Raw genomic sequence first — 20,311 nt, 5'->3', positions numbered from 1 at the left:
ATCGTCGTGCGGCGGGCCGTCCGTGAACGGGACACGCGTTCTGGCCATCGACCAGGGGACCACCGGGAGCCGGGCGGTGGTGCTGGATCGCGAGGGCCGCACCCTCGGCTCCTCGTACCGGGAGTTCGCGCAGTACTTTCCCGAGCCCGGACGCGTCGAGCATGACGCCGAGGAGATCTGGGCCTCCGTGCTCCGGACGACCCGCGAGGCCCTCGAGTCCTCCGGATCCCGCGCCACCGATCTCGCCGCCATCGGGATCACGAACCAGCGCGAGACCACCGTGCTGTGGGACCGCGCCAGCGGACGCCCGGTGGCGCCCGCGATCGTCTGGCAGGACCGGCGGACGGCCGACCGCTGCGCCGAGCTGGTTCGGCTCGGCCACGAGCCGGAGATCCGGACCCGGACCGGACTGGTGGTCGACCCCTATTTCTCGGCGACGAAGATCGAGTGGCTTCTCGAGCGGGATGGCGACCTGCGCCGCCGGGCCGAAGCGGGGGAGCTCGCCTTCGGCACGGTGGACAGCTGGCTCATCTACCGCCTGACCGGTCATCGCGTGCACGCCACGGACCCGACCAACGCCTCCCGCACGCTGCTGTACTCGCTGGATGGTGGGGACTGGGACCCGTGGCTTTGCGATCTGTTCGGCGTCCCCGGGGAGCTGCTGCCGGAAGTGCGGAACTCCTCGGGGGATTTCGGGGTGACGGACCCGGACCTGCTCGACGCCGAAGTCCCGATCGCGGGCGTGGCGGGCGATCAGCAGGCCGCCCTGTACGGGCAGGGATGCTGGGAGGCGGGCGATGCGAAGAACACGTACGGGACCGGCGCCTTTCTCCTGCTCCACACGGGCTCGAGCCGCGGGCCGGATGTGCCGGGCGTGCTGACCACCGCCGCCTGCGACCGCCTGGGTCGCCCCGCCTTCGCCTACGAAGGCGCGATCCTGGTGGCCGGCGCCGCCATGCAGTGGCTACGGGACGGACTGGGACTCCTGACCGACGCGTCCGAGTCGGAGGCGATGGCCGCCTCCGTGGAGTCCTCGGAAGGGGTGGCCTTCGTACCCGCGCTCACGGGGCTCGGCACTCCATGGTGGGAGCCGCGGGCCCGGGGGACGCTGGTCGGCCTCTCCCGGGGAACTCGCCGGGAGCACGTGGTGCGGGCCGCGGTCGAGGCGATGGCGCTCTCGACCATGGACGTGCTCGAGGCCATGTCCGTGGATTCGGGCCTCTCCCTGACGTCCCTGCGGGCCGATGGAGGAGCCTCCGAAAACGACTGGCTGATGCAGTTTCAGGCGGACGTTCTCGGCGTGCCGGTTCTCAGGCCGGCGGCCCGCGAGCTCACGGCGCTCGGCGCGGCGGGCCTCGCCGGGCTCGCGTCGGGCTTGTGGCAGGAGCCGGAGGAGTTCCTGGTGGCTCGCGGACCGGAGGATCGGTTCACGCCGGCGTCCGGGGCACCGGAGGCGGTCGACCGCGCCGTGCAGGGTTGGCGGCGAGCGGTGGATACGGCGATCCACTGGGCAACGCGCGGCAGCCCCGGGGACGGCGCTTCGTGACGATGCGTGCCGCGGGCGCCGCCCATCGTCCGATACGCGTCGGAGTGATAGGATCGGCGAGCGCCGATCAGGAGACGTGGGCGGTCGCGCACGCGGTCGGCCGGGCGCTCGGTCGAGCCGAGGCCCTGCTCGTGTGCGGGGGCGGAGGCGGTGTGATGGCAGCGGCCGCCGAGGGAGCGTGCCTCGAGGGAGGCGACGTCCTCGGCATCCTGCCCGGAGATGATCCGGCCGGTGCGGCGGACGGTGTGTCGATACCGATTCCTACGGGACTCGGAGAAGCACGCAACTTCCTCGTGGTGCGTGCCTCGGAGGTCCTCATCGCGGTCGCCGGAGGTTGGGGAACGCTGAACGAGGCCTCTCACTGCATGAAGATCGGCCGTCCACTCGTCGGTGTTCGCGATCGACTGGGGGAGAGATTCGACATCGAGCGGTTCGACGACCCGGCGGCTGCCGTGGCCCGGGCGCTGGAGCTGGCCACGGAGCGCCGGTCCGATCCGTTGCGCGCTCATACGACCCGATAAGCGGTCGGGTCCTCACAACCGGAGGTACGGTGTACGCCGTCTACATATTCGGAACCATCATGGCGATCCTCGTCGCGGCGGTGATCTTCGCACCGATGATCGAAGGGCGCTGGCGCGAGGGAAGGGCGAGGCCCGATCTCTCCGCGGAGGAGCGGAAGGAGAGGGCCATCGAGGCCCTCCGCGAGCTCGAGTTCGAGTATCAGACCGGCAAGGTCTCGGAGGAAGACTACGCGACCCTGCGGTCACGCTACGCGCGTGAAGCCCTCGCCGCCCGAAACGAGCTGGGAGAGACGGCCAGCTCGCTGAGCTGTCCGTCCTGCGGAGCCGGACTCCAGGAAGGCGCCAAGTTCTGCACCGCGTGCGGCGGCGCCGTCGGCTGAGTGACCATGGGCGCAGCGGTGGTGGATCTCAGGTCCGACACGGTCACGCGTCCCTCGGCGGGGATGCGCCGGGCGATGGCCGAGGCGGAGGTCGGGGACGATGTGCTCGACAAGGACCCCACGGCGGATCGCCTCGAGCGTCGGGTGGCCGAGCTTCTCGGCAAGCCGGCCGCCCTGTTCTTCCCCTCGGGCACGCAGGCGAACCAGGCGGCCATTCTGCTGCATACGAGCCCCGGGACCGAAGCGGTGTGCGAGGCCGAGTCTCACGTATTCCACTACGAGTACGCCGATGCGGCGTGGCTGGCAGGGGTCCAGCTGCACCCGATCGCATCGAACCGCGGGGAGCTGTCCGCGGCCGACGTGACCCGTGCGATCCGCCCCGGCGACCGGCACCATCCAGTGACCTCGCTCGTGTGCGTCGAGAACACGCACAACATGCACGGAGGGGTGATCGTGCCTCTCGAGACGATGCGCGCCGTCCGGGAGGCGGCGGCGAGGCGCGGGCTTCCGGTGCACCTGGATGGCGCCCGCCTGTGGAACGCGTCGGAGGCGGCCGGCGTTTCCCTCTCGGACTTCGCGGCCTGTGCCGATACGGTGCTCGTCTCTCTCTCGAAGGGTCTCGGGTGCCCGATCGGGTCGCTGCTGGCCGGTCCCACCGATCTCATCGATCGAGCCTGGAGCGTTCGCAAGCGGCTCGGAGGAGGGATGCGGCAGGTGGGAATCCTGGCCGCCGCGGGCCTGTGGGCCCTCGATCACAACCTCGGCCGCCTCCGGGAGGATCACGAGCGCGCCCGAAGGCTGGCAGCCGGCGCCGACGCGACGCCCGGGCTGCGAGCCGACCCGCCCGACACGAACATCGTGATGATCCGGCTGGACCGCGAGGATCTCGACGAGGCGATCCTGGTCGAACGCCTGGAAGGCCGCGGCGTCCGGATGCTGGCGGCCGGGCCGAACCGCCTTCGCGCGGTTACCCACCTGGACGTGGATGACGAGGCGATCGACCGCGCCGTGGAGGCGCTGAGGGAATCGATGAGCTGAAGACCCGGCCGGTTCGAGCTCCGGGGACTTCGGTGGTCTCCGGCGGTCTGCTCAGAGCCCGGGGGTTCCCTCCGCCGGAAAGGCGCCGGGCCACCAGGCCAGTGTCAGCCGCTGCACCGCGATGTCCGCCTTTCGGGGCGGGATCCGGACCTCCTCGATCTCGAACGCTCCGGGTTCGAATCGCTCCCGCAGCGCCTCGATCTCCCCGGACATCCGCTCCTCCAGCTCGATCAGCTCCCCTCGCGCCGCGTCCAGCGCCTCCTCGGCGCGCTGCACGTCGTCGCGCTCACGGGAGGCCCGACCGGCGCCTCGCATGGCGGTCGTGGCCCGGCCCACGCTGGTGCGACTGATCCGCTTGCGACCGAGCAGGGCGTCGAGCACCGTGGCCCCGACCGAGATGGCGGTCTGCATCTTCTGCTGGGAATACTGAGATTCCTCGCGCGCCACTCTCTCCTCCGCCCGGGTGATCCGCTTCGCCGCCCGATCGAGCTTCACGGCGTACCGGCGCCTGAGCTCGTCGATCTCCGCGTCGCGCATCTCACGGGCCGATTCGCGCAGGCGAACCCGGAAGGCGGACTCGTCCTCGCCCACATCGCTGAGGAGATCGACAGCGGAGCACCTCCACAGGACGAGGGGGTGATTCTGGTAGAGGTGACCCTTGAGCGCCGACTTCCACGTGCGGTAGCTGCGAGGGCGGGCCGCCGGTGCTGGGAGGTCCTCGAAGTGGTACCCGTCCCGCGGCGTGTCGGCGGTTTCGATGCGGTCGCCGGCGATCATCCTCGAGGTTTCCCACGGATTCGGCGGGACCTCCGGCGGCAGTGGAGACAGACACAGTCGTCTCTCCCAGTGGTCCACGCCGGCCGCGGCCCGGGCGTAATGCAGATCCACTTCGGCCAGCAGGCAGGGCCGGTAGGACCCCGACCGTGCATCGCCCGGAGGCAGGACGAAGACCTCGTCGATGCCGGGCGGCACGACGGGTCTCGTTGCGGTCGCGCCGCCCGACGGGGGAGCGTCGGCGGGCCCGTCGAGCGAGTCCGGTCCGCTCTCCCCTGCGGACCGGAAGGCCCGTGGCTCGTCGTCGCCCCGTCTTCCCGCCATCAGGGAGCGGATCTCCGGACGGGCCATCGGTCCCCTGAGGTACGACATCGCCCACCGCGTCCGGAACAGAACCGGCCCGTCCTCGTGGACGTTGTTCAACAGGAACGTTCGACTCTTCAGGCCTCCGAGCATCCGATCCATCGCGGCCCGGTCCAGCTCCGCCCGATCGAAGGCGGCCGCTCCGTCCAGCCCGTCCATCACCCGATCCTTGTCCCGCTCGGTCTGCAGACGACCGAGAAACCAGGTGCCGGCGTTGCTGAGCGCCTTGTAGTCGAGGTCGACCGGATTCTGCGTCGCCAGCACGACCCCGAGACCGTGCGCCCGTGCCTGCTTGAGGAGCGTGAGCAGGGGGGGCTTGGAGGGCGGCATGCGCGTCGGAGGGAGGTATCCCATGACCTCGTCCATGTACAGGATCGCGCGCAGACTCGAAGTGCCCGGCCGGGTCCGGATCCAGGCGAGGAGCTCGTTGAGTACCAGGGTGACCAGGAACATCCGCTCGGCGTCGCCGAGGTGTGCGATCGACAGAATCGATATCCGCGGCTTTCCCTCTCTGGTGTACAGCAGCGCCCCGATATCCAGCGGCTCCCCCTCGAGCCACGCTTCGAAGCCGGGCGCGGCCAGGAAGTTGTTGAGCTTGAGGGCCAGCTCGAAGCGCTCGGCCTGAGGATAGAACGACTCCAGCTCGAGGACGCCGATGCGGTCGAATCCGGGCGCCTGAACCCCGCGGATCAGGCTCTCCAGGTCCAGGTCGCTCCCCTCCTTCCACGCCCGCTCCACGATGTGGGAGAGGAGGATGTGGTCCCGGCTCTGGAGGGGGTCCACGTCCTCGCCGAGCAGGGCGAGCACGGCGGAGACCGTCGAGGAGACCCGTTCCCGAAGCGCGTCGGGATCCGAGCCCTCGACGGGGGCCGACAGGGAGCGAAGCACCGCGAGGGGCAGCCCGTGACTCGCGCCCGGTGTGTAGATCGCCAGGTCCACGGCCTCGCGCAGGCGCCGGATCCTCTCGCCATCCTGGCCCCACGATGCCAGGCCCGCACGCCACTTCTCCGCCTCACCTTCGGCCGCCTCCTCGACCGAGAGGTTCCGTCTCTCCGCATCGGCCTCGTCGACCCAGGGCCGGAAGTCCTTCGGCGAGAGGTCGGGAAAGGTGAGGAGGAGGTTCCCGAGGTCGCCCTTGGGGTCGATGGCGATCGCCGGAATGCCGTCGATCGCCGCCTCCTCCAACAACGAGAGGCAGAGGCCGGTCTTTCCGCTTCCCGTCATCCCGACGGCGACCGCATGCGTCGTGAGATCACGCGAGTCGTACAGGATGGGCGGACCGGCGGCTTCCGGGGCGGAAGGGTCGACCTCGCGTCCGAGATAGAAGACCCCCAGCTTTTCGAACTTCGAGGCATCGATCGGCACGGCGTCGGCGGACACGGGCGATCCTCCAGTTGATTCCACGGTGAGCGTCCGGCGGAATCCTGCGTTTGCAGGGCGCCCCGGGCAAGCGGAATGGATGCGGCCGGCCGTCGCGGATCGGGTCGTGTTTGAGGATGGGTTGAGGCCCGGGGCGTCTCTTCGTGACGGTGGATGGATCCTCAAAAACCGAAGAAATTGCGAAAGTCACACGGCCCCCGTATACTGGGATCCACCGACATTCGTATCCCCGAACCGAGCGACGAGGCGGCGATGGCACTGGAACTGAATGACGAGCGCAGGAAGGCCCTGTCCGTGGCGATCAACCAGATCGAACGGCAGCACGGGAAGGGCGCGATCATGCGCCTCGGATCGGACAGGGCCCGCGTGAAGACGGAGTCGATCTCCACGGGCGCCCTGTCGCTGGATCATGCGTCGGGCATCGGCGGGATTCCGCGTGGCCGGGTCACCGAGATCTTCGGGCCCGAGTCCTCGGGGAAGACCACACTCACCCTGCACGTCATCGCCAACGCACAGAAGGACGGAGGGGTGGCCGCCTTCGTGGACGCGGAGCACGCCCTGGATGTGGGGTACGCGGCGAAGCTCGGGGTGGATGTCGAGAACCTGCTCGTCTCGCAACCGGACACGGGAGAGCAGGCGCTCGAGATCGCCGAGGTCCTGGTCCGATCCGGTGCCCTGGACGTGGTCGTCGTGGATTCGGTGGCCGCACTCGTTCCGCGGGCCGAGATCGAGGGCGAGATGGGAGACTCCCACGTGGGGCTCCAGGCCCGGCTGATGTCGCAGGCGCTCAGGAAGCTCACCGGGGCGATCGGCCGCTCGAACACGGCCGTGATCTTCACCAACCAGATTCGGGAGAAGATCGGCGTGATGTTCGGCAATCCCGAGACGACATCGGGCGGGCGCGCTCTCAAGTTCTATGCTTCGATGCGTCTCGACATCCGGCGGATCGCGTCGATCAAGGACGGCGCCGAGCAGGTCGGAAACCGGACCCGGGTCAAGGTGGTCAAGAACAAGTGCGCTCCGCCGTTCCGGCAGGCCGAGTTCGACATCATGTTCAACGAGGGGATCAGTCGGAACGGCATCCTCGTGGATATCGGCGAGGAGCAGGGCATCGTGAAGCGCTCCGGGGCCTGGTACTCGTACGGTGAAGACGTGCGCCTGGGCCAGGGACGCGAGAACGCGAAGATCTTTCTTGCCGAGAACCCGGACATCGCGGAGGAACTGGAGACACGACTCCGGGTCGCGCTGGGAATGGTGGCTCCGGCGGACGCGGAGGCGGCCGGAGACGAGGAGCCGGCCGAGTCCGAGGTCGCTTCGGCGGACTGACCGACGGAATGACCGCTGGACCGGGGCAGGATCCGGGAGGGGCGTCCTCCCGAGACCCCGGCGGGCACGTGATCGAGGCCCTCGAGCCGGTGGGTGACCGGCTCGGGGGCTTTCGTATCTGCGTGCAGGGGGCCGAGCCCTTTCGCGTCCCGGAGGAGGTTCGCCGGCGCCGCGGGCTCGAGCCCGGCGGGCGCCTGACGCCGGCCCAGCTCGCAGCTCTCCGGGTCGAATCGGGGGACCGCCTGGCCCTGGACCGGGCCGTGCTCTACCTGTCCTACCGCCCTCGCACCTGTCGTGAGGTGAGGCGTCACCTGTCGAAGCACGATCTCTCCGAGCACGCCGGGGCGGCGATCGCGAGGTGCCGCGAGCTCGGGTATCTCGACGATGAGAGCTACGCACGGGCGTTCGTACGGGAGCGCCTGCGGCTCAAACCGCGAGGGAGCTTCCGGCTGGTATCCGAGCTCCTCGAGCGTGGGGTCGACCGGGACCTCGCGGAGCAAGCCGTGCGGCAGGTGCTGGAGGAGGATGAACGCACCGAGACCGCGATTCTGGAGGAGGTGGCGGCGGCTCGGGTCTCCCGGTTGCGGACGGTCGATCCACCGGTCGCGAGGAGGCGGCTCGCGGCCTTTCTGGGACGGCGGGGTTTTCGCGCCGGAGACATCCGCGAGGTGGTGCACCGGCTGTTGCCGGACGAGCCCGACCTCTGAAGGCGGACGGACCGTCCCGGCGCGGACCGGCGGCGCTCATCCAGGGGCGATTGTAACGCGGTCGGCCGTGCGGCATATTACCGAGATATTCTCGATTCCGAGTGGACCTCGGATCACGCTTGCACCGAACACACGACGACCGGTACGGCATGACGGCCAGCGACATTCGCTCCAGCTTCATTCAATACTTCCAGCGGCACGGACACCTTCACCTGCCCAGCAGCCCGCTGGTGCCGGACGATGATCCCACGCTCCTGTTCGCGAACGCGGGGATGGTTCAGTTCAAGCGCGTGTTCATCGGAGAGTCGGAACGCCCGGCGCCCCGGGCGGTCACCTCGCAGAAGTGCCTGCGGGTGAGCGGCAAGCACAACGATCTCGAGGAGGTCGGGCGAACGGCGAGGCATCACACGTTCTTCGAGATGCTGGGGAACTTCTCCTTCGGCGACTACTTCAAGCGGGATGCGATCGCGTTCGCTTGGGAGTTCGTGACCTCGGAGCTCGGTCTTGAGCCGTCGCGCCTGTGGGCGACCGTCCATCACACGGACGAAGAGGCGGCCGCGCTGTGGCCGAAGTTGACCGACATCCCGCCCGAGCGCGTCCTGCGCCTCGGAGACAAGGACAACTTCTGGCAGATGGGGGAGACCGGTCCGTGCGGCCCGTGCTCGGAGATCCACTACGACCTGCGGCCGTCCGGCGCCTCGCGGGATCTGAGCCCCGAGGCCTTCAACGCCCTCGGCGAAGCCGACGAATTCATGGAGATCTGGAACCTCGTCTTCATGCAGTTCGAACGGTCCGAGGAGGGGGACGTGCCGCTACCCGCCCCATCGATCGACACGGGGGCGGGACTGGAGCGGATCGCCGCCATCATGCAGGGGACGAGAACGAACTATCACACGGACCTCTTCCTCCCGATCATCGAGACGGCGGAGCAGATCGTCGGACGCCCGTATTCTCTCGATCCGGAGGATTGGGAGGCGGGCCTGCCCTTCCGTGTCCTGGCCGACCACGCCCGGGCGGTAGCGTTCATGCTGGCGGACGGCGTGTTTCCCTCCAACGAGGGGCGCGGATACGTCCTTCGGCGGATCCTTCGGAGGGCCGGCCGATACGCCTGGCTCCTCGGACGTCGCGAGCCGACGCTGGACCAGCTGGTGACCGTGGTGGCGGACCTGATGTCCGACGCCTATCCGGAGCTCGATCATCGCCGGGACCACCTGGTACGAACGACCCGGGCCGAGGAGGAGCGCTTCCTGGCCACCATCGACGCCGGCATGGGTCGCTTCGATGAGGTGGCGCCCCCGGGGGGCGCCGGAAGGATCGCCGGTGAGGAGGCATTCCGCCTGTACGACACGTACGGCTTCCCCCTCGACCTGACGGAGCTCATGGCGTCGGAGAGGGGCTACGATGTGGACGTGAAAGGCTTCGAGGAGGCTCTCGAGGAGCAGCGACGCCGGTCGCGCGAGGACCGGGCGGCGGGAGAGGACGAGGAGCTGAGCCAGGAACTGGTCGAGGCCGCCCGATCTCTGACGGTCGACGCCGGCCAGACGTTCACCGGGTACGAACGGCTCTCCGTCGAGAGTCGTGTTCTGGCTGCCGAGTCGGTCGGCACGGCCGTGGCGATGATCCTCGAGAACAACCCGTTCTATGCCGAAGCCGGCGGACAGGTCAGCGACCACGGGACGCTGAGCCGAAACGGCTGGGAAATGAAGGTCGAATCGGTCGTCAAGAACGACCGGGGCCAGACGGTGGTGATCGGGGAGGTGGGCCGAGGGGCCGATGAAGGGACGCCCGATGCCGTGACGGCGTCCGTGGACGCGCTGGCCCGCCGAGACACCGAGCGAAACCACACGGCCACCCACCTGCTCCACGCGGCTCTCCGGCAGACGCTCGGGGACCACGTTCAGCAGGCGGGTTCCCTGGTGGCCCCGGACCGGCTTCGTTTCGACTTCAGCCACACGGGCCCGGTGTCGGCCGACGAGCGCCGGGTGATCGAGGAGGCGGTCAACCGGGCGATCTGGGACAACACCCCGCTCGAGATCGGCGAAAGGGACTACCGGGAGGCGCTCGAAGAGGGGGCCATGGCCCTGTTCGGGGAGAAGTACGGGGACCGGGTGCGCGTGGTGAGCGTTCCGGGCGTCAGCCTCGAGCTGTGCGGAGGGTGCCACGTCCGCAGCACGGGCCAGATCGGTCTGTTCCTGATCACCTCCGAGACCGGCGTGGCGGCCGGCATACGACGCATCGAGGCCGTCACCGGACCGAAGGCGTACGCCAGGGTCCGTGACATCGAGGATCGGCTCGAGGGTCTGGCGACGCAGCTGAGGGTGCCGACGTCCGAACTGTCCCGGCGTGTAGACACGCTGCTGACCGAGAAGGCAGTCCTCGAGGAGCGGTTGGCCGCCCAGCACGGGCGAGACGCACAGGAGATCATCGACGGGGTGGTCGACGAGGCCGACGAACTTCCGGGCGGGGGTCGCCTCGCCAGCGGATCGGTCGGCCTTCCGGCTGGATCCGACGTCGCCGCGTTCGGTGATCTCCTGAGGGACCGCATCGAGTCGGGCGCCGCGATCGTTCACGTGACGACCGGGGAGGAAGACCGAGGCGCGTTCATCGCCGTGGTCACCGACGACTGGATCCGCAGGGGTCTCAAGGCCGGCGACCTGGTCGGGGTGGCCAGCCGGGCGACCGGGTCCGGGGGTGGAGGCCGTCCGCACCTCGCGCGGGGCGGGGTCGGGGACGGGGACCAGGTCGCGAAGGCGATCGCGGCCGCGGTGCGAACGGCGATGGAGATCGCGGCGCCGGCGGAGACCTCGTGATGGGCAACCCGACGGTGGATTGGCTGAGTCCGCGTCTCGCCACGGCCCCGTCTGAGCTGGCAGCGGACATTCTGGAGCTCCTCTCGTCGACGCCCGGCCTGGATCTCGAGGATCCGCCCCGCGCCCTCGCGGATGCGGCGCTGGCGGGACTCGGGCAGGTCGCGGATGGCCACGGCGAGCGCAGCGAAGCCCTCCGGCTGCTGGCGGCGGATGCGGCCCTCACCTACGCATTCGAAGCGGCGGCAGAGCGATCTCGATCGGAAGAGCTCGTGGCCTACGTCGGTCTCGAGGGAGAACTCGGTCGCCGTATCGCGGATCGCGCGCCGCCGATGCCGGGTCCCGGCTCCGGGGAGGATACTTGACCGTTCCACCCCTCGTCGATCTTCACTGTCACTTCGTTCCCGGCGTGGACGACGGGGCCCGAGATCTGGACGAGGCCGTCGACCAGCTCCGGGACTACGAGACGCAGGGAATCCTGACCGTGGTGACGACGCCGCACCTGGCGGCCAGCGCCGCGCGCGGGGCCTGGCGGGAGGAGATCGAGCAGGGCTTTTCCGAGCTCGTCGACGTCGCCGGACGAACGTGCCCGGCCATCGATCTCGGTCTCTCCTTCGAGTTCCGGCTGGACGACCCGGATGCCGATCTGTCGGACCGCGAGATCGGTCTCGGTCGCGGAGGGGGCCTGCTGGTGGAGTTTCCGATGCTCGCGATGCCGGCCTACCCGGACCGGATGCTCGAGATCGTACTCTCGGCTGACTGGAGACCCGTGCTGGCCCATCCCGAGAGGTACTCGGGAGTGGAACGATCGTACGGCTGGATCGCTCGCTGGCGGGAGATGGGCGCGCTGATGTGCCTGAACGCCGGGAGCCTGTGGGGAGAGCATGGCGGAGAGGCCCAGCGCGTGTCGCGGCGAATGCTCGCCGATGGCTCCGCCGACCTGATCGCTTCGGACAACCACGCCCGCCCGCACCGATCCGCTACCGTTCGGCAGGCGTGGGACTATCTCGTCGAGGCCGGCTGCGAGGAGCAGGCCGACCTCCTCGTGTCCACGAATCCCGCGGCCGTGTTGAACGGTGAGCCGCTGGTTCCGGTTCCGCCCTGCGAGCCACGATCAGGGTGGATGGACCGGCTGCGACGTTTCGTCTCAGGGGGTTGACGTGACCATCGAGCCGACCGAGTCCATACGCCGGCACCTGCGCGGGCTGGCCGAGGCCGCGACCGAGGCGTCCGAGACGCTTCCCGATCTCGCGGCCCGCTACGCGAACTGGGTGCGCGAGGCGCTGAGCGGCGGCGGCAAGCTGCTGTACGCCGGCAATGGAGGCAGCGCGGCCGCGGCCGAGCACATGGCGACGGAGTACGTGGTTCGCCTCCGGCGGAAGAGGCGCGCGCTTCCGGCGATGGCACTGACCGGAGGCGCACCCGGTCTGACCGCCGCCGCGAACGACTTCGGTTTCGATCAGGTCTTCGCCCGGCTGGTGGAAGCGCACGCGAGGCCTGGAGATCTGCTCGTCCTCCATTCCACCAGCGGCCGTTCGCCCAACCTGATCGAGGCGGCCCGGGCCGCCTCGCGAATTCCGATCCGCACGGTCGCGCTGCTGGACCGGGACGGAGGAGAGCTGGCCTCCCTGGTCGATTTGGCGATCCGGGTTCCGGCGGACGGGTCCGCCGCCGTCCAGGAGCTGCAGCTGTCGGTCGAGCACGCCGTGGCGGATCTGGTGGATGGCTGGTTCGCCGGGGAGGAGGTCGAGGGATGAGCCACCTGCTCGACCTGTCCGGACGCAGGGCCCTGGTGACCGGCGGCTCGAGAGGCATCGGTCGTGCCGTCGCCCTGATGCTCTCCGAGGCGGGTGCGCACGTCGGAATCGGATACCGGACCGACCGGGAGGCAGCCGAGCGAACGCTGCGAGATGCGGCCCTCGCCGCGGGCGGAGCGACGGACAGGGAGCTCTGGGCGCATGCGGCGGACCTCTCCTCGGAGAGCGGGGTGAACTCGCTGTTCGGCAGGGCGGACGAGGCATTCGGTGGGCCGCTGGACATCTTCGTGGGCAACGCCGGCATCTGGAACGAGGAGGCCCGTCCGGTCCGGGACCTCGAGCCGGACGAGTGGCGGGCGATGATGGATGCGAACCTGACCTCCGCGTATCTGACCACCCGGGCGGCGATCCGGCGCATGGGACCGGGCGGACGCATCGTGCTGGTCACCTCCACGGCGGCGCAGAGGGGAGAAGCTGGTCACTCGCACTACGCCGCGTCCAAGGGTGCCCTGCAGTCGTTCGTGAAGTCCATCGCGGTGGAGGCCGGGCCAGAAGGCATCACGGTCAATGCGGTGGCGCCCGGCTGGGTCGACACGGACATGAGCGCCGGCACCCTGCGCGGCGAGTACCGGAAGGAGGTCGTGTCCGGGATCCCGGTGGGCCGCATCGCGTCCGCGGCTGACGTCGCCGGCCCGGTGATCTTCCTGGCCAGCCCGCTGGCGAGGCACGTGACCGGCGAAATCCTCAACGTGAATGGCGGTGGGGTCCTGTGCGGATGATACCGTCCACCGTTTCATCGTGACGGGCCCGCCGGTCTTTCACCCCCCGGCCGCCTTTCTGCGGATCGCCGAACGCCTCGAGGAAGCCGGGTGCGAGGCGTGGGCCGTCGGCGGTGCGATCCGTGACGAGCTGGCGAGCCGGCCAGGTGGGGATTGGGACCTCGCGACCGATGCCCGACCGGAGGAGGTGCTTCACCGATTCGACAGGACCGTGCCGCTCGGGGTGGAGCATGGTACGGTGGGCGTGATCGGTCAGGATGGCGCCCTCTACGAGGTGACCACCTTCCGCCTCGATGTCGAGACCGATGGCCGGCATGCCGTGGTGGAATTCGCGGATCAGGTCGAAGATGATCTGGCTCGCCGCGACTTCACGATCAATGCGATCGCCTGGCGTCCCACCACGGGCGAGGTGAAGGATCCGTATGAGGGGGCGGCGGATCTCCGGGCGGGCGTCCTCCGTGCGGTCGGTGACCCGGCACTCCGTTTTGCCGAAGACTACCTGCGCGTCCTCCGGGGTCTCCGGTTCTCCGGGGAGTTCGACCTCACCATCGAGCCGGCGACCCTGGCGGCTCTTCGCAGGGCAACCGGCGGTCTCGACCGCCTGTCGGCGGAGAGAGTGCGCGAGGAGTGGCTCAAGGTTCTGTCCGGCGAGGTCCCCTCGCGCGCCCTCCGCCTGTACCGCGAGCACGGAGCGCTCGAAGCGTGGTATCCGGAGCTCCAGGCCGTTCCGGAGCCGGCCTGGGAGGAGGCGCTCCGGACGATCGACGAGCTCTCTACCCGCAGGCCGTTCCTTCGCGCGGTCGCTCTCCTTCTGCGCGCCAGCGACGGGGAGGCGCCGGGAGGGGCGGCCGCCGAAGCGGTTCTCCGCAGGCTCAAGTTTTCGAACGCGGAGATCCGGCGCGGCACGCACCTGGTGGCGCACCATACACCCTTCGTGGGCCCGATGGACTCATCCGCGACGCTCCGCGAATGGCTGCGGGAGGTGGGAATCGAGCACGTCCGTGACCTTTTCCGGCTGCACATCGCGGCGGCACGCGTCGGTGGATCCGAGGACGATCGCCGGGCCCTCGCCTTCACCTGGCGACGAATCCACGACGAAATCCTGCAGCACGCCGTCGTTTCGACCGAGCGGCTGGCCGTGGATGGAAACGACCTTCTCGGCCTCGGGCTTCCGAGAGGACCGCTGATCGGGCTGATGCTCGACGAGCTGCTCGCGCAGGTCATCGAGTCCCCGGACCGAAATGAGCGGTCGGTGCTCCTCGAGGCCGCCCGGGAGCTGATCGAGCTCGGCGGCCTCGATCGCCTCGAACGCGAGGGTGGCGCATGAGGGGGGAGCCGGATCTGTTCGGGCCGGACGCCGGTCGGCCGGAGAGGAGTCCTCTCGAGGCCGGAGCGGCCGCGCCCCTGGCCGCCCGCATGCGCCCTCGGACGATCGACGAGTTCCTGGGACAGCCGGACCTCCTCGGCGAGGGGGCGGCGCTCCGCGAGCTGATCGAGCGCGACCGGGTCCCGAGTCTGATTCTCTGGGGTCCGCCGGGGTGCGGTAAGACCACGCTCGCCGGGATCGTGGCGCGTCGCACGGGCGCCCGGTTCGAGCCGTTCTCGGCCGTGACCGAGGGCATCGCCCGTGTGCGCGAGCTGATCGAGCAGGCCGCCGAGCGTCGCCGGGCCTCCGGGCAGGACACCATCCTGTTCGTGGATGAGATCCACCGGTTCAACAAGTCGCAGCAGGACGCGTTTCTTCCTCACGTGGAGGCCGGGACGATCACGCTGATCGGAGCTACCACGGAGAACCCGAGCTTCGAGGTCGTGGGGCCCCTGCTCAGCAGGACGAGGGTCTTCGTGCTCCAGCCCCTCGATGCGGACACGATCTCGGAACTGTGTCGACGGGCTCTTGCCGATCGGGACCGGGGACTGGGACCGAGAGATCTGCGCATCGAGCCGGGTGCCCTCGACCACCTGGCCCTCGCCGCGGACGGAGACGCCCGCCGGGCCCTGAATGCGCTGGAGACCGCGGCGCATCTGGCCGGGGACGGCGGATCCATCGAGCTGCATCACGTGGAGTCGGCCCTGCAGCGCCGGTTCGCCCGGTATGACAAGTCGGGCGAGGAGCACTACAACCTCATCTCGGCGCTTCACAAGTCGGTGCGCGGATCGGACGCGGACGCGGCCCTGTACTGGCTGGCCCGCATGCTGGACGGAGGCGAGGATCCGATGTACATCGCCCGCCGCCTCGTTCGTATGGCCGTGGAGGACGTTGGACTGGCGGATCCCGACGCCCTCGGTATCGCGGTGGCCGCCCGGGACGCGTACCACTTTCTCGGAAGCCCCGAGGGAGAGCTGGCCCTCGCCGAGGTTTGTGCGTACCTGGCCGCCGCGCCGAAGTCGAATCGGATCTACACGGGCTTCGGCGCCGCCATGGCCGCAGCGCGAGAGACTCCCGCGGAGCCCGTTCCGAAGCACATTCGAAACGCTCCGACCGACCTCATGAAGGACCTGGGCTACGGGGCCGGCTACCGATACGATCCGGACTGGAGCGAAGGCGTCGCTCCTCAGACCTATCTGCCCGATCGACTGACGGAGCGGCGCTTCTACCTCCCCGGGGAATCGGGTCTGGAACGGCAGATCGGGTCCCGACTCGAACGAGCCCGCGAGCTCAGAGAGGCCGAGCGTGCGGGAAGGCGGCACGCGGGAGGGACCGACGACTGAGCTGATCGAGATCCAACGTCCAGTGGAAAAGGCCGTCCTCGTCGGGGCGCCCCTTCTGGACGAGCCGGAGGCGCTCGTGGATGAGCACCTCGAGGAGCTGGAGCGGCTCGCGGACACGGCCGGAGCCGAAGTCGTCGGCGTGCTCGTCCAGCGGCTCGAGTCCCCCCATCCGCGCCTCTACATCGGACGCGGCAAGGCGGAGCAGCTCCGGGCGCTGGCCGAGCGCTCCGGGGCGTCCCTGGTGATCTTCGACGAGGACCTGAGCCCGGCGCAGGGCTCGGCGCTGGAGAAGGCGCTGGGGTGCCGCGTGATGGACCGAACCGAGCTCATCCTCGACATCTTCGCCCTCCGCGCCCGGACCGCGGAAGCCCGACTTCAGGTTGAGCTGGCCCAGTTGCAGTACATGAGATCGCGCCTGAAGCGGATGTGGACCCATCTGTCGAGAATCCAGGGTGGGATCGGGATGCGGGGCCCCGGGGAGACGCAGCTGGAGACCGACCGTCGCCTGATGGACCGCCGCATCGCTCGCCTGCGGAAGGAGCTCAGCCACATCGCCCGGGCGCGGGATACGCGACGCCGTCGGCGACAGCATGAGTATCGCGTCGCCCTGGTAGGATATACCAACGCCGGGAAGTCATCGATCCTTCGCGCGATGTCCGGATCCGATCTCTTCGTGGAGGACCGGCTGTTCGCCACCCTCGACTCGGCCACGCGCTCCGTGGAGCTGGGCGCGGGCTATCGGGCTCTCGTCACCGACACGGTCGGGTTCATCCGGAAGCTCCCGCATCACCTGGTGGCCTCGTTTCGCGCCACGCTGGAGGAGGCGCGGGAGGCGGACCTCAGGGTGCACGTGGTGGACGGGTCGGCGTCCGGGTGGCACCACCAGGTCGAGGCCGTCCAGGAGGTGCTCGAGGACCTGGAAATCTCGGAGGACGCCACCCTGATGGCGTTCCACAAGGTGGATCAGCTCACGCACGCGGAGGAGGAGGCCCTGCGCGGCCGGGTCTCCGTCGAGTGGCCGGATTCGGTGTTCACGTCGGTGAGAGAGGCGGGGGGGCTCGAGCCTCTGAAGGCCGAGATCCTCAGACGGCTGCGGCACCAGCGACCGACCGTCGTGATCGAGATCCCGGTCACCAACGGGAAGACGCTCGCGGAGGCCTACGAGGAAGCCGAGATTCTGGAACGGACCGACGGCGAAACCGCCGTCACCCTGCGCGTCCGGGTGCCTGTCGACATCCTCGGCCGGTGGCGCGGCGCCCCGGATGTCCGGGTGACCGAAGTCGAACCGGTCTGATCACGGCCTCGACCGATCCACCGGTCGACAGTAACGTATCGGCCGGCCGGGCGAGTCATGGATCCAGTGGAGGAACGGCCATGCGCCTCTTTGTCAACATCGACCACGTGGCGACGATCCGTCAGGCCCGTCGAACGGACGAGCCTGATCCGGTGCGAGCCGCCGTGCTGGCGGAGCTCGGTGGCGCCGACGGCATCACCGTGCACCTGCGCGAGGACCGGAGGCACATTCAGGATCGTGATGTGGACCTGCTCATGCGCACGGCCCGGACCGCGGTCAATCTCGAGCTCGCCGTTTCGGAGGGCATCCTGAGCCAGGCACTGGAGTGGCGCCCTCACCAGGCGACGCTGGTTCCGGAGAAGCGGCAGGAGGTCACGACCGAAGGAGGGCTCGATCTCGCTTCCGGGACCGCCGGGATCCGGGATGCGGTCGAGCGGCTCCAGTCCGCCGGAGTCCGCACCTCGCTGTTCATCGATCCCGATCCGGACGCGGTGCGTCGAGGCGCGGACCTCGGCGCCACGGCGATCGAGCTCCACACGGGAGAGTACGCGAACGCCGGGCGCGGTCCCGGAGCGGCGCAGCAGCTCGAGCGGCTTCGGGCAGCCACCGAGCTCGGAATCGAGCTGGGCCTCGCGGTGCATGCGGGTCACGGCCTGACCTACGAGAACGTGATGCCCGTCGCGGCGATTCCGGGGTGCGAGGAGCTGAACATCGGGCACTCGATCGTCAGTCGGTCCCTCTTCACGGGGCTGGAGCGGGCGGTGCGCGAGATGAAGGAGTTGGTCCTGCGCGCGCGACGGACCGCGGACTGAAGCATGCGGGGACACCGCTGGAAGACGATCTTCGGGCTCGCCCTCACCGCGGTCCTCCTGTGGTGGGTGCTGCGCGATGTGTCGCTCGCCGAGGTGTGGCAGCGAACGCGGGAGGCGGACCCGTGGCTGCTCGCGGGGGCCGTGGCGGTCGCGACTTTCAGTTTCGTGTTGCGTGCGATTCGCTGGCGGGTGCTGCTCGAGCCCGTCCATCCCGAGTCCCGTTTCGACCCGAGGTTCGGGGCTACCTGTATCGGTTTTGCGGTCAATAACCTGCTTCCGGCCCGGCTCGGGGAGTTCGCGCGAGCGTACTCGCTGTCCCGTACGGAGAGCCTCAACATCGGAGCTTCCGTCGCCTCTCTGGTTGCGGAACGGATCTTCGACGGCCTGGTTCTCGCCTTCTTCCTCTTCGGCACCCTGTCCCTGCCGGGCTTCCCCCTGGGGGAGGGAGGGACGGCTTCGCTTCTGCGCCGGACCGCGAATGTCGGTGCGATCGCGTTCGGACTCGCGTTCGTATTCCTCTGGCTTTCCGCGCGCCACTCCGACCGGGTCGTCGGGTGGTTCCGGCGAGCGGCGGACCGACTTCTGCGTCCGTCGCTGAGCCTCCGCGTCACCAGAATCGTCGAAGGATTCCTCTCCGGCCTCGGAGCGCTGCGCAAAGCGAGCACCTTCGGCCGAGCCCTCGCGTGGTCCATCGTCGTGTGGCTGAACCTGGCCGCCTCCGTGTGGCTCGGGCTCCTGGCCTTCGACATCACGGCTCCGGGGTTCGCCGGCGCGGTATTCCTGCAGGCCGTCATCGCCTTCGCCGTGGCGGCACCCTCCAGTCCGGGCTTCTTCGGCGTCTTCGAAGCAGCGACCCGGCTCGGACTGGGCGTCTACGAGGTCCCGGTCACCGAGATGGTCAGCTTCGCCACCAGCTATCACATTCTCACCTTCCTGCCCGTGACTTTCCTCGGCCTCTGGTACATCCGGCGCTTCGGCCTGACGTGGTCCGAGATGGGTCACTCCGGAGAGATCGTCGAGGAGGCAGTGGGCGGAACGAGTAGGGAGGTCACATGAGCGAGGTCGGGGGGCGGCGCACAGGAGCGATGACGCTGCGGGCGCACGCGAAGCTGAACCTCTTTCTTCGCGTACTGGCCCGGGAGGACAGCGGATACCATTCGATCGAGACGCTCATGGTCCGTCTCGCCCTCGCGGACGAGGTAGGGCTCGAGATCTCGGCCACCCCGGGCGCACAGCTCTCGGTAACGGGCGACCCGGAGCTTCCCACCGACTCCGGGAATCTGTGCGTGCGCGCTGCTCAGGCGCTGATGGGGGCGGCGGGACGACGGGACGGCGTCCGAATGACGCTCGTGAAGGCGATTCCGGTGGGGGCGGGACTCGGGGGCGGAAGCGCCGACGCGGCCGCCGTGCTACGGGGTCTCCAGGAGCTTCTCGGGCGCCCCCTCAGTCGGGAGGCGCTCTGCCGGCTGGCGGGAGAGCTGGGGAGCGATGTTCCGTTCGGACTCTGCGAGGCGCCGGCCGCTCTTGCCTGGGAGCGAGGACGAAGGCTCCTTCCGCTACCGGCGCCGGGCCGATATCCGGTGGTCGTCGTGGTGCCATCCTATCCGATATCGGCCGGCGAGGCGTACGGCTGGCTCGCGGAGGACCGTGCCACCGGGCGGTCGCCGGCTCCGGGACCCGCCTGTCTGCCCGCTCCGGAGTCGCTGATGGAACTCGAGACGGTCGCCTCGATGGCGGTGAACGATCTCGAGGCTGCGGTGTTTCGAAGACACCCCGATCTGCAGGAGATCCGCGACACGCTGCGCGAAGGCGGCGCCCGCATCGCGCTTCTGTGCGGGAGCGGGTCCTGCGTCGCCGGCGTATTTGACTCGGTGACCGCGCGGGACCGCGCCGTCACCGGCTTCGAGCGGCGCCATGATGTATCGGTGATCGTCACTTCCACCCTGGATTGACCGGCGCCCGCCGGGTTGACGCTCCGACCGACCGCTTCGATACTCCGTACGGTTCCGCCCGTCGCCGGACCGGCGCGCCGCGTGATTCTGGCCCTTCGTCTAATGGCAAGACCCCGGCCTTTGGAGCCGGTAATCCAGGTTCGAATCCTGGAGGGCCAATCCCCGA

The 20,311-nt window shown here is 69.4% G+C and carries 18 protein-coding genes and 1 tRNA gene; 18 read left to right on the top strand and 1 reads right to left on the bottom strand.

Features of this window, described 5'->3' with window-relative positions; translation table 11 throughout:
- Positions 1-22 precede the first annotated feature (22 nt).
- The 4 genes from glpK to AC36XV_RS08050 are packed head-to-tail and all read left to right on the top strand — an operon-like array spanning position 23 to position 3,485.
- On the top strand, positions 23-1,546 hold the full coding sequence (gene glpK, locus AC36XV_RS08065; protein WP_492203170.1) for a glycerol kinase GlpK: 1,524 nt from the start codon (positions 23-25) through the stop codon (positions 1,544-1,546).
- 44 nt (positions 1,547-1,590) lie between these two features.
- Positions 1,591-2,067: an SLOG cluster 4 domain-containing protein gene (locus AC36XV_RS08060; RefSeq protein ID WP_492203169.1), complete on the top strand. Its 477-nt coding sequence runs from the start codon at positions 1,591-1,593 to the stop codon at positions 2,065-2,067.
- A 29-nt stretch (positions 2,068-2,096) separates the two neighbouring features.
- Entirely contained in the window at positions 2,097-2,447 is a 351-nt protein-coding gene (locus AC36XV_RS08055; protein WP_492203168.1) for a zinc ribbon domain-containing protein, read from the top strand.
- Positions 2,448-2,453: 6 nt separating this feature from the next.
- Positions 2,454-3,485 carry a threonine aldolase family protein gene (locus tag AC36XV_RS08050; RefSeq protein WP_492203167.1) on the top strand — a complete coding sequence of 344 codons (1,032 nt, stop codon included), beginning with the start codon at positions 2,454-2,456 and terminating at the stop codon, positions 3,483-3,485.
- 51 nt (positions 3,486-3,536) lie between these two features.
- Here the strand turns inward: AC36XV_RS08050 and AC36XV_RS08045 are convergent, their stop codons facing one another.
- Positions 3,537-6,002, bottom strand: a complete 2,466-nt coding sequence (locus AC36XV_RS08045) for an ATP-binding protein (RefSeq protein ID WP_492203166.1) — start codon at positions 6,000-6,002, stop codon at positions 3,537-3,539.
- A gap of 252 nt (positions 6,003-6,254) precedes the next feature.
- On the opposite strand from AC36XV_RS08045, the gene recA reads away from it, so the two are divergent.
- From recA to AC36XV_RS07975, 14 genes are all read left to right on the top strand, one after another.
- Positions 6,255-7,328, top strand: a complete 1,074-nt coding sequence (gene recA, locus AC36XV_RS08040; RefSeq protein WP_492203165.1) for a recombinase RecA — start codon at positions 6,255-6,257, stop codon at positions 7,326-7,328.
- Positions 7,329-7,336: 8 nt separating this feature from the next.
- Positions 7,337-8,035: a regulatory protein RecX gene (locus tag AC36XV_RS08035; RefSeq protein WP_492203164.1), complete on the top strand. Its 699-nt coding sequence runs from the start codon at positions 7,337-7,339 to the stop codon at positions 8,033-8,035.
- A 119-nt stretch (positions 8,036-8,154) separates the two neighbouring features.
- Positions 8,155-10,845, top strand: a complete 2,691-nt coding sequence (gene alaS, locus AC36XV_RS08030; RefSeq protein ID WP_492203163.1) for an alanine--tRNA ligase — start codon at positions 8,155-8,157, stop codon at positions 10,843-10,845.
- Complete coding sequence (locus tag AC36XV_RS08025) at positions 10,845-11,207, top strand: hypothetical protein (protein ID WP_492203162.1); 363 nt, start codon at positions 10,845-10,847, stop codon at positions 11,205-11,207. The genes alaS and AC36XV_RS08025 overlap by 1 nt, the downstream gene beginning before the upstream one ends.
- The gene (locus AC36XV_RS08020) at positions 11,204-12,001 is read left to right on the top strand and encodes a tyrosine-protein phosphatase (RefSeq protein ID WP_492203161.1); all 798 of its coding nucleotides are present in this window, start codon (positions 11,204-11,206) and stop codon (positions 11,999-12,001) included. The genes AC36XV_RS08025 and AC36XV_RS08020 overlap by 4 nt, the downstream gene beginning before the upstream one ends.
- A 1-nt stretch (position 12,002) precedes the next feature.
- Entirely contained in the window at positions 12,003-12,599 is a 597-nt protein-coding gene (locus tag AC36XV_RS08015; protein ID WP_492203160.1) for a D-sedoheptulose-7-phosphate isomerase, read from the top strand.
- The gene (locus AC36XV_RS08010) at positions 12,596-13,378 is read left to right on the top strand and encodes an SDR family NAD(P)-dependent oxidoreductase (RefSeq protein ID WP_492203159.1); all 783 of its coding nucleotides are present in this window, start codon (positions 12,596-12,598) and stop codon (positions 13,376-13,378) included. The genes AC36XV_RS08015 and AC36XV_RS08010 overlap by 4 nt, the downstream gene beginning before the upstream one ends.
- Positions 13,353-14,705, top strand: a complete 1,353-nt coding sequence (locus AC36XV_RS08005; protein ID WP_492203158.1) for a CCA tRNA nucleotidyltransferase — start codon at positions 13,353-13,355, stop codon at positions 14,703-14,705. Before AC36XV_RS08010 ends, AC36XV_RS08005 begins: the two co-directional genes overlap by 26 nt.
- On the top strand, positions 14,702-16,087 hold the full coding sequence (locus tag AC36XV_RS08000; RefSeq protein ID WP_492203157.1) for a replication-associated recombination protein A: 1,386 nt from the start codon (positions 14,702-14,704) through the stop codon (positions 16,085-16,087). The genes AC36XV_RS08005 and AC36XV_RS08000 overlap by 4 nt, the downstream gene beginning before the upstream one ends.
- Positions 16,088-16,109: 22 nt before the next feature.
- Positions 16,110-17,381, top strand: a complete 1,272-nt coding sequence (hflX, locus tag AC36XV_RS07995) for a GTPase HflX (protein ID WP_492203156.1) — start codon at positions 16,110-16,112, stop codon at positions 17,379-17,381.
- 80 nt (positions 17,382-17,461) lie between these two features.
- Positions 17,462-18,193: a pyridoxine 5'-phosphate synthase gene (locus tag AC36XV_RS07990; protein WP_492203155.1), complete on the top strand. Its 732-nt coding sequence runs from the start codon at positions 17,462-17,464 to the stop codon at positions 18,191-18,193.
- Positions 18,194-18,196: 3 nt separating this feature from the next.
- Positions 18,197-19,249 carry a lysylphosphatidylglycerol synthase transmembrane domain-containing protein gene (locus AC36XV_RS07985; protein ID WP_492203154.1) on the top strand — a complete coding sequence of 351 codons (1,053 nt, stop codon included), beginning with the start codon at positions 18,197-18,199 and terminating at the stop codon, positions 19,247-19,249.
- Entirely contained in the window at positions 19,246-20,145 is a 900-nt protein-coding gene (gene ispE / locus AC36XV_RS07980; protein ID WP_492203153.1) for a 4-(cytidine 5'-diphospho)-2-C-methyl-D-erythritol kinase, read from the top strand. Before AC36XV_RS07985 ends, ispE begins: the two co-directional genes overlap by 4 nt.
- Positions 20,146-20,233: 88 nt before the next feature.
- Positions 20,234-20,304 (top strand) — tRNA-Gln (locus AC36XV_RS07975).
- Positions 20,305-20,311 lie beyond the last annotated feature (7 nt).

Source organism: Candidatus Benthicola sp. (genome assembly GCF_058719085.1).
This window is presented reverse-complemented; position numbering and strand designations above follow the sequence as displayed.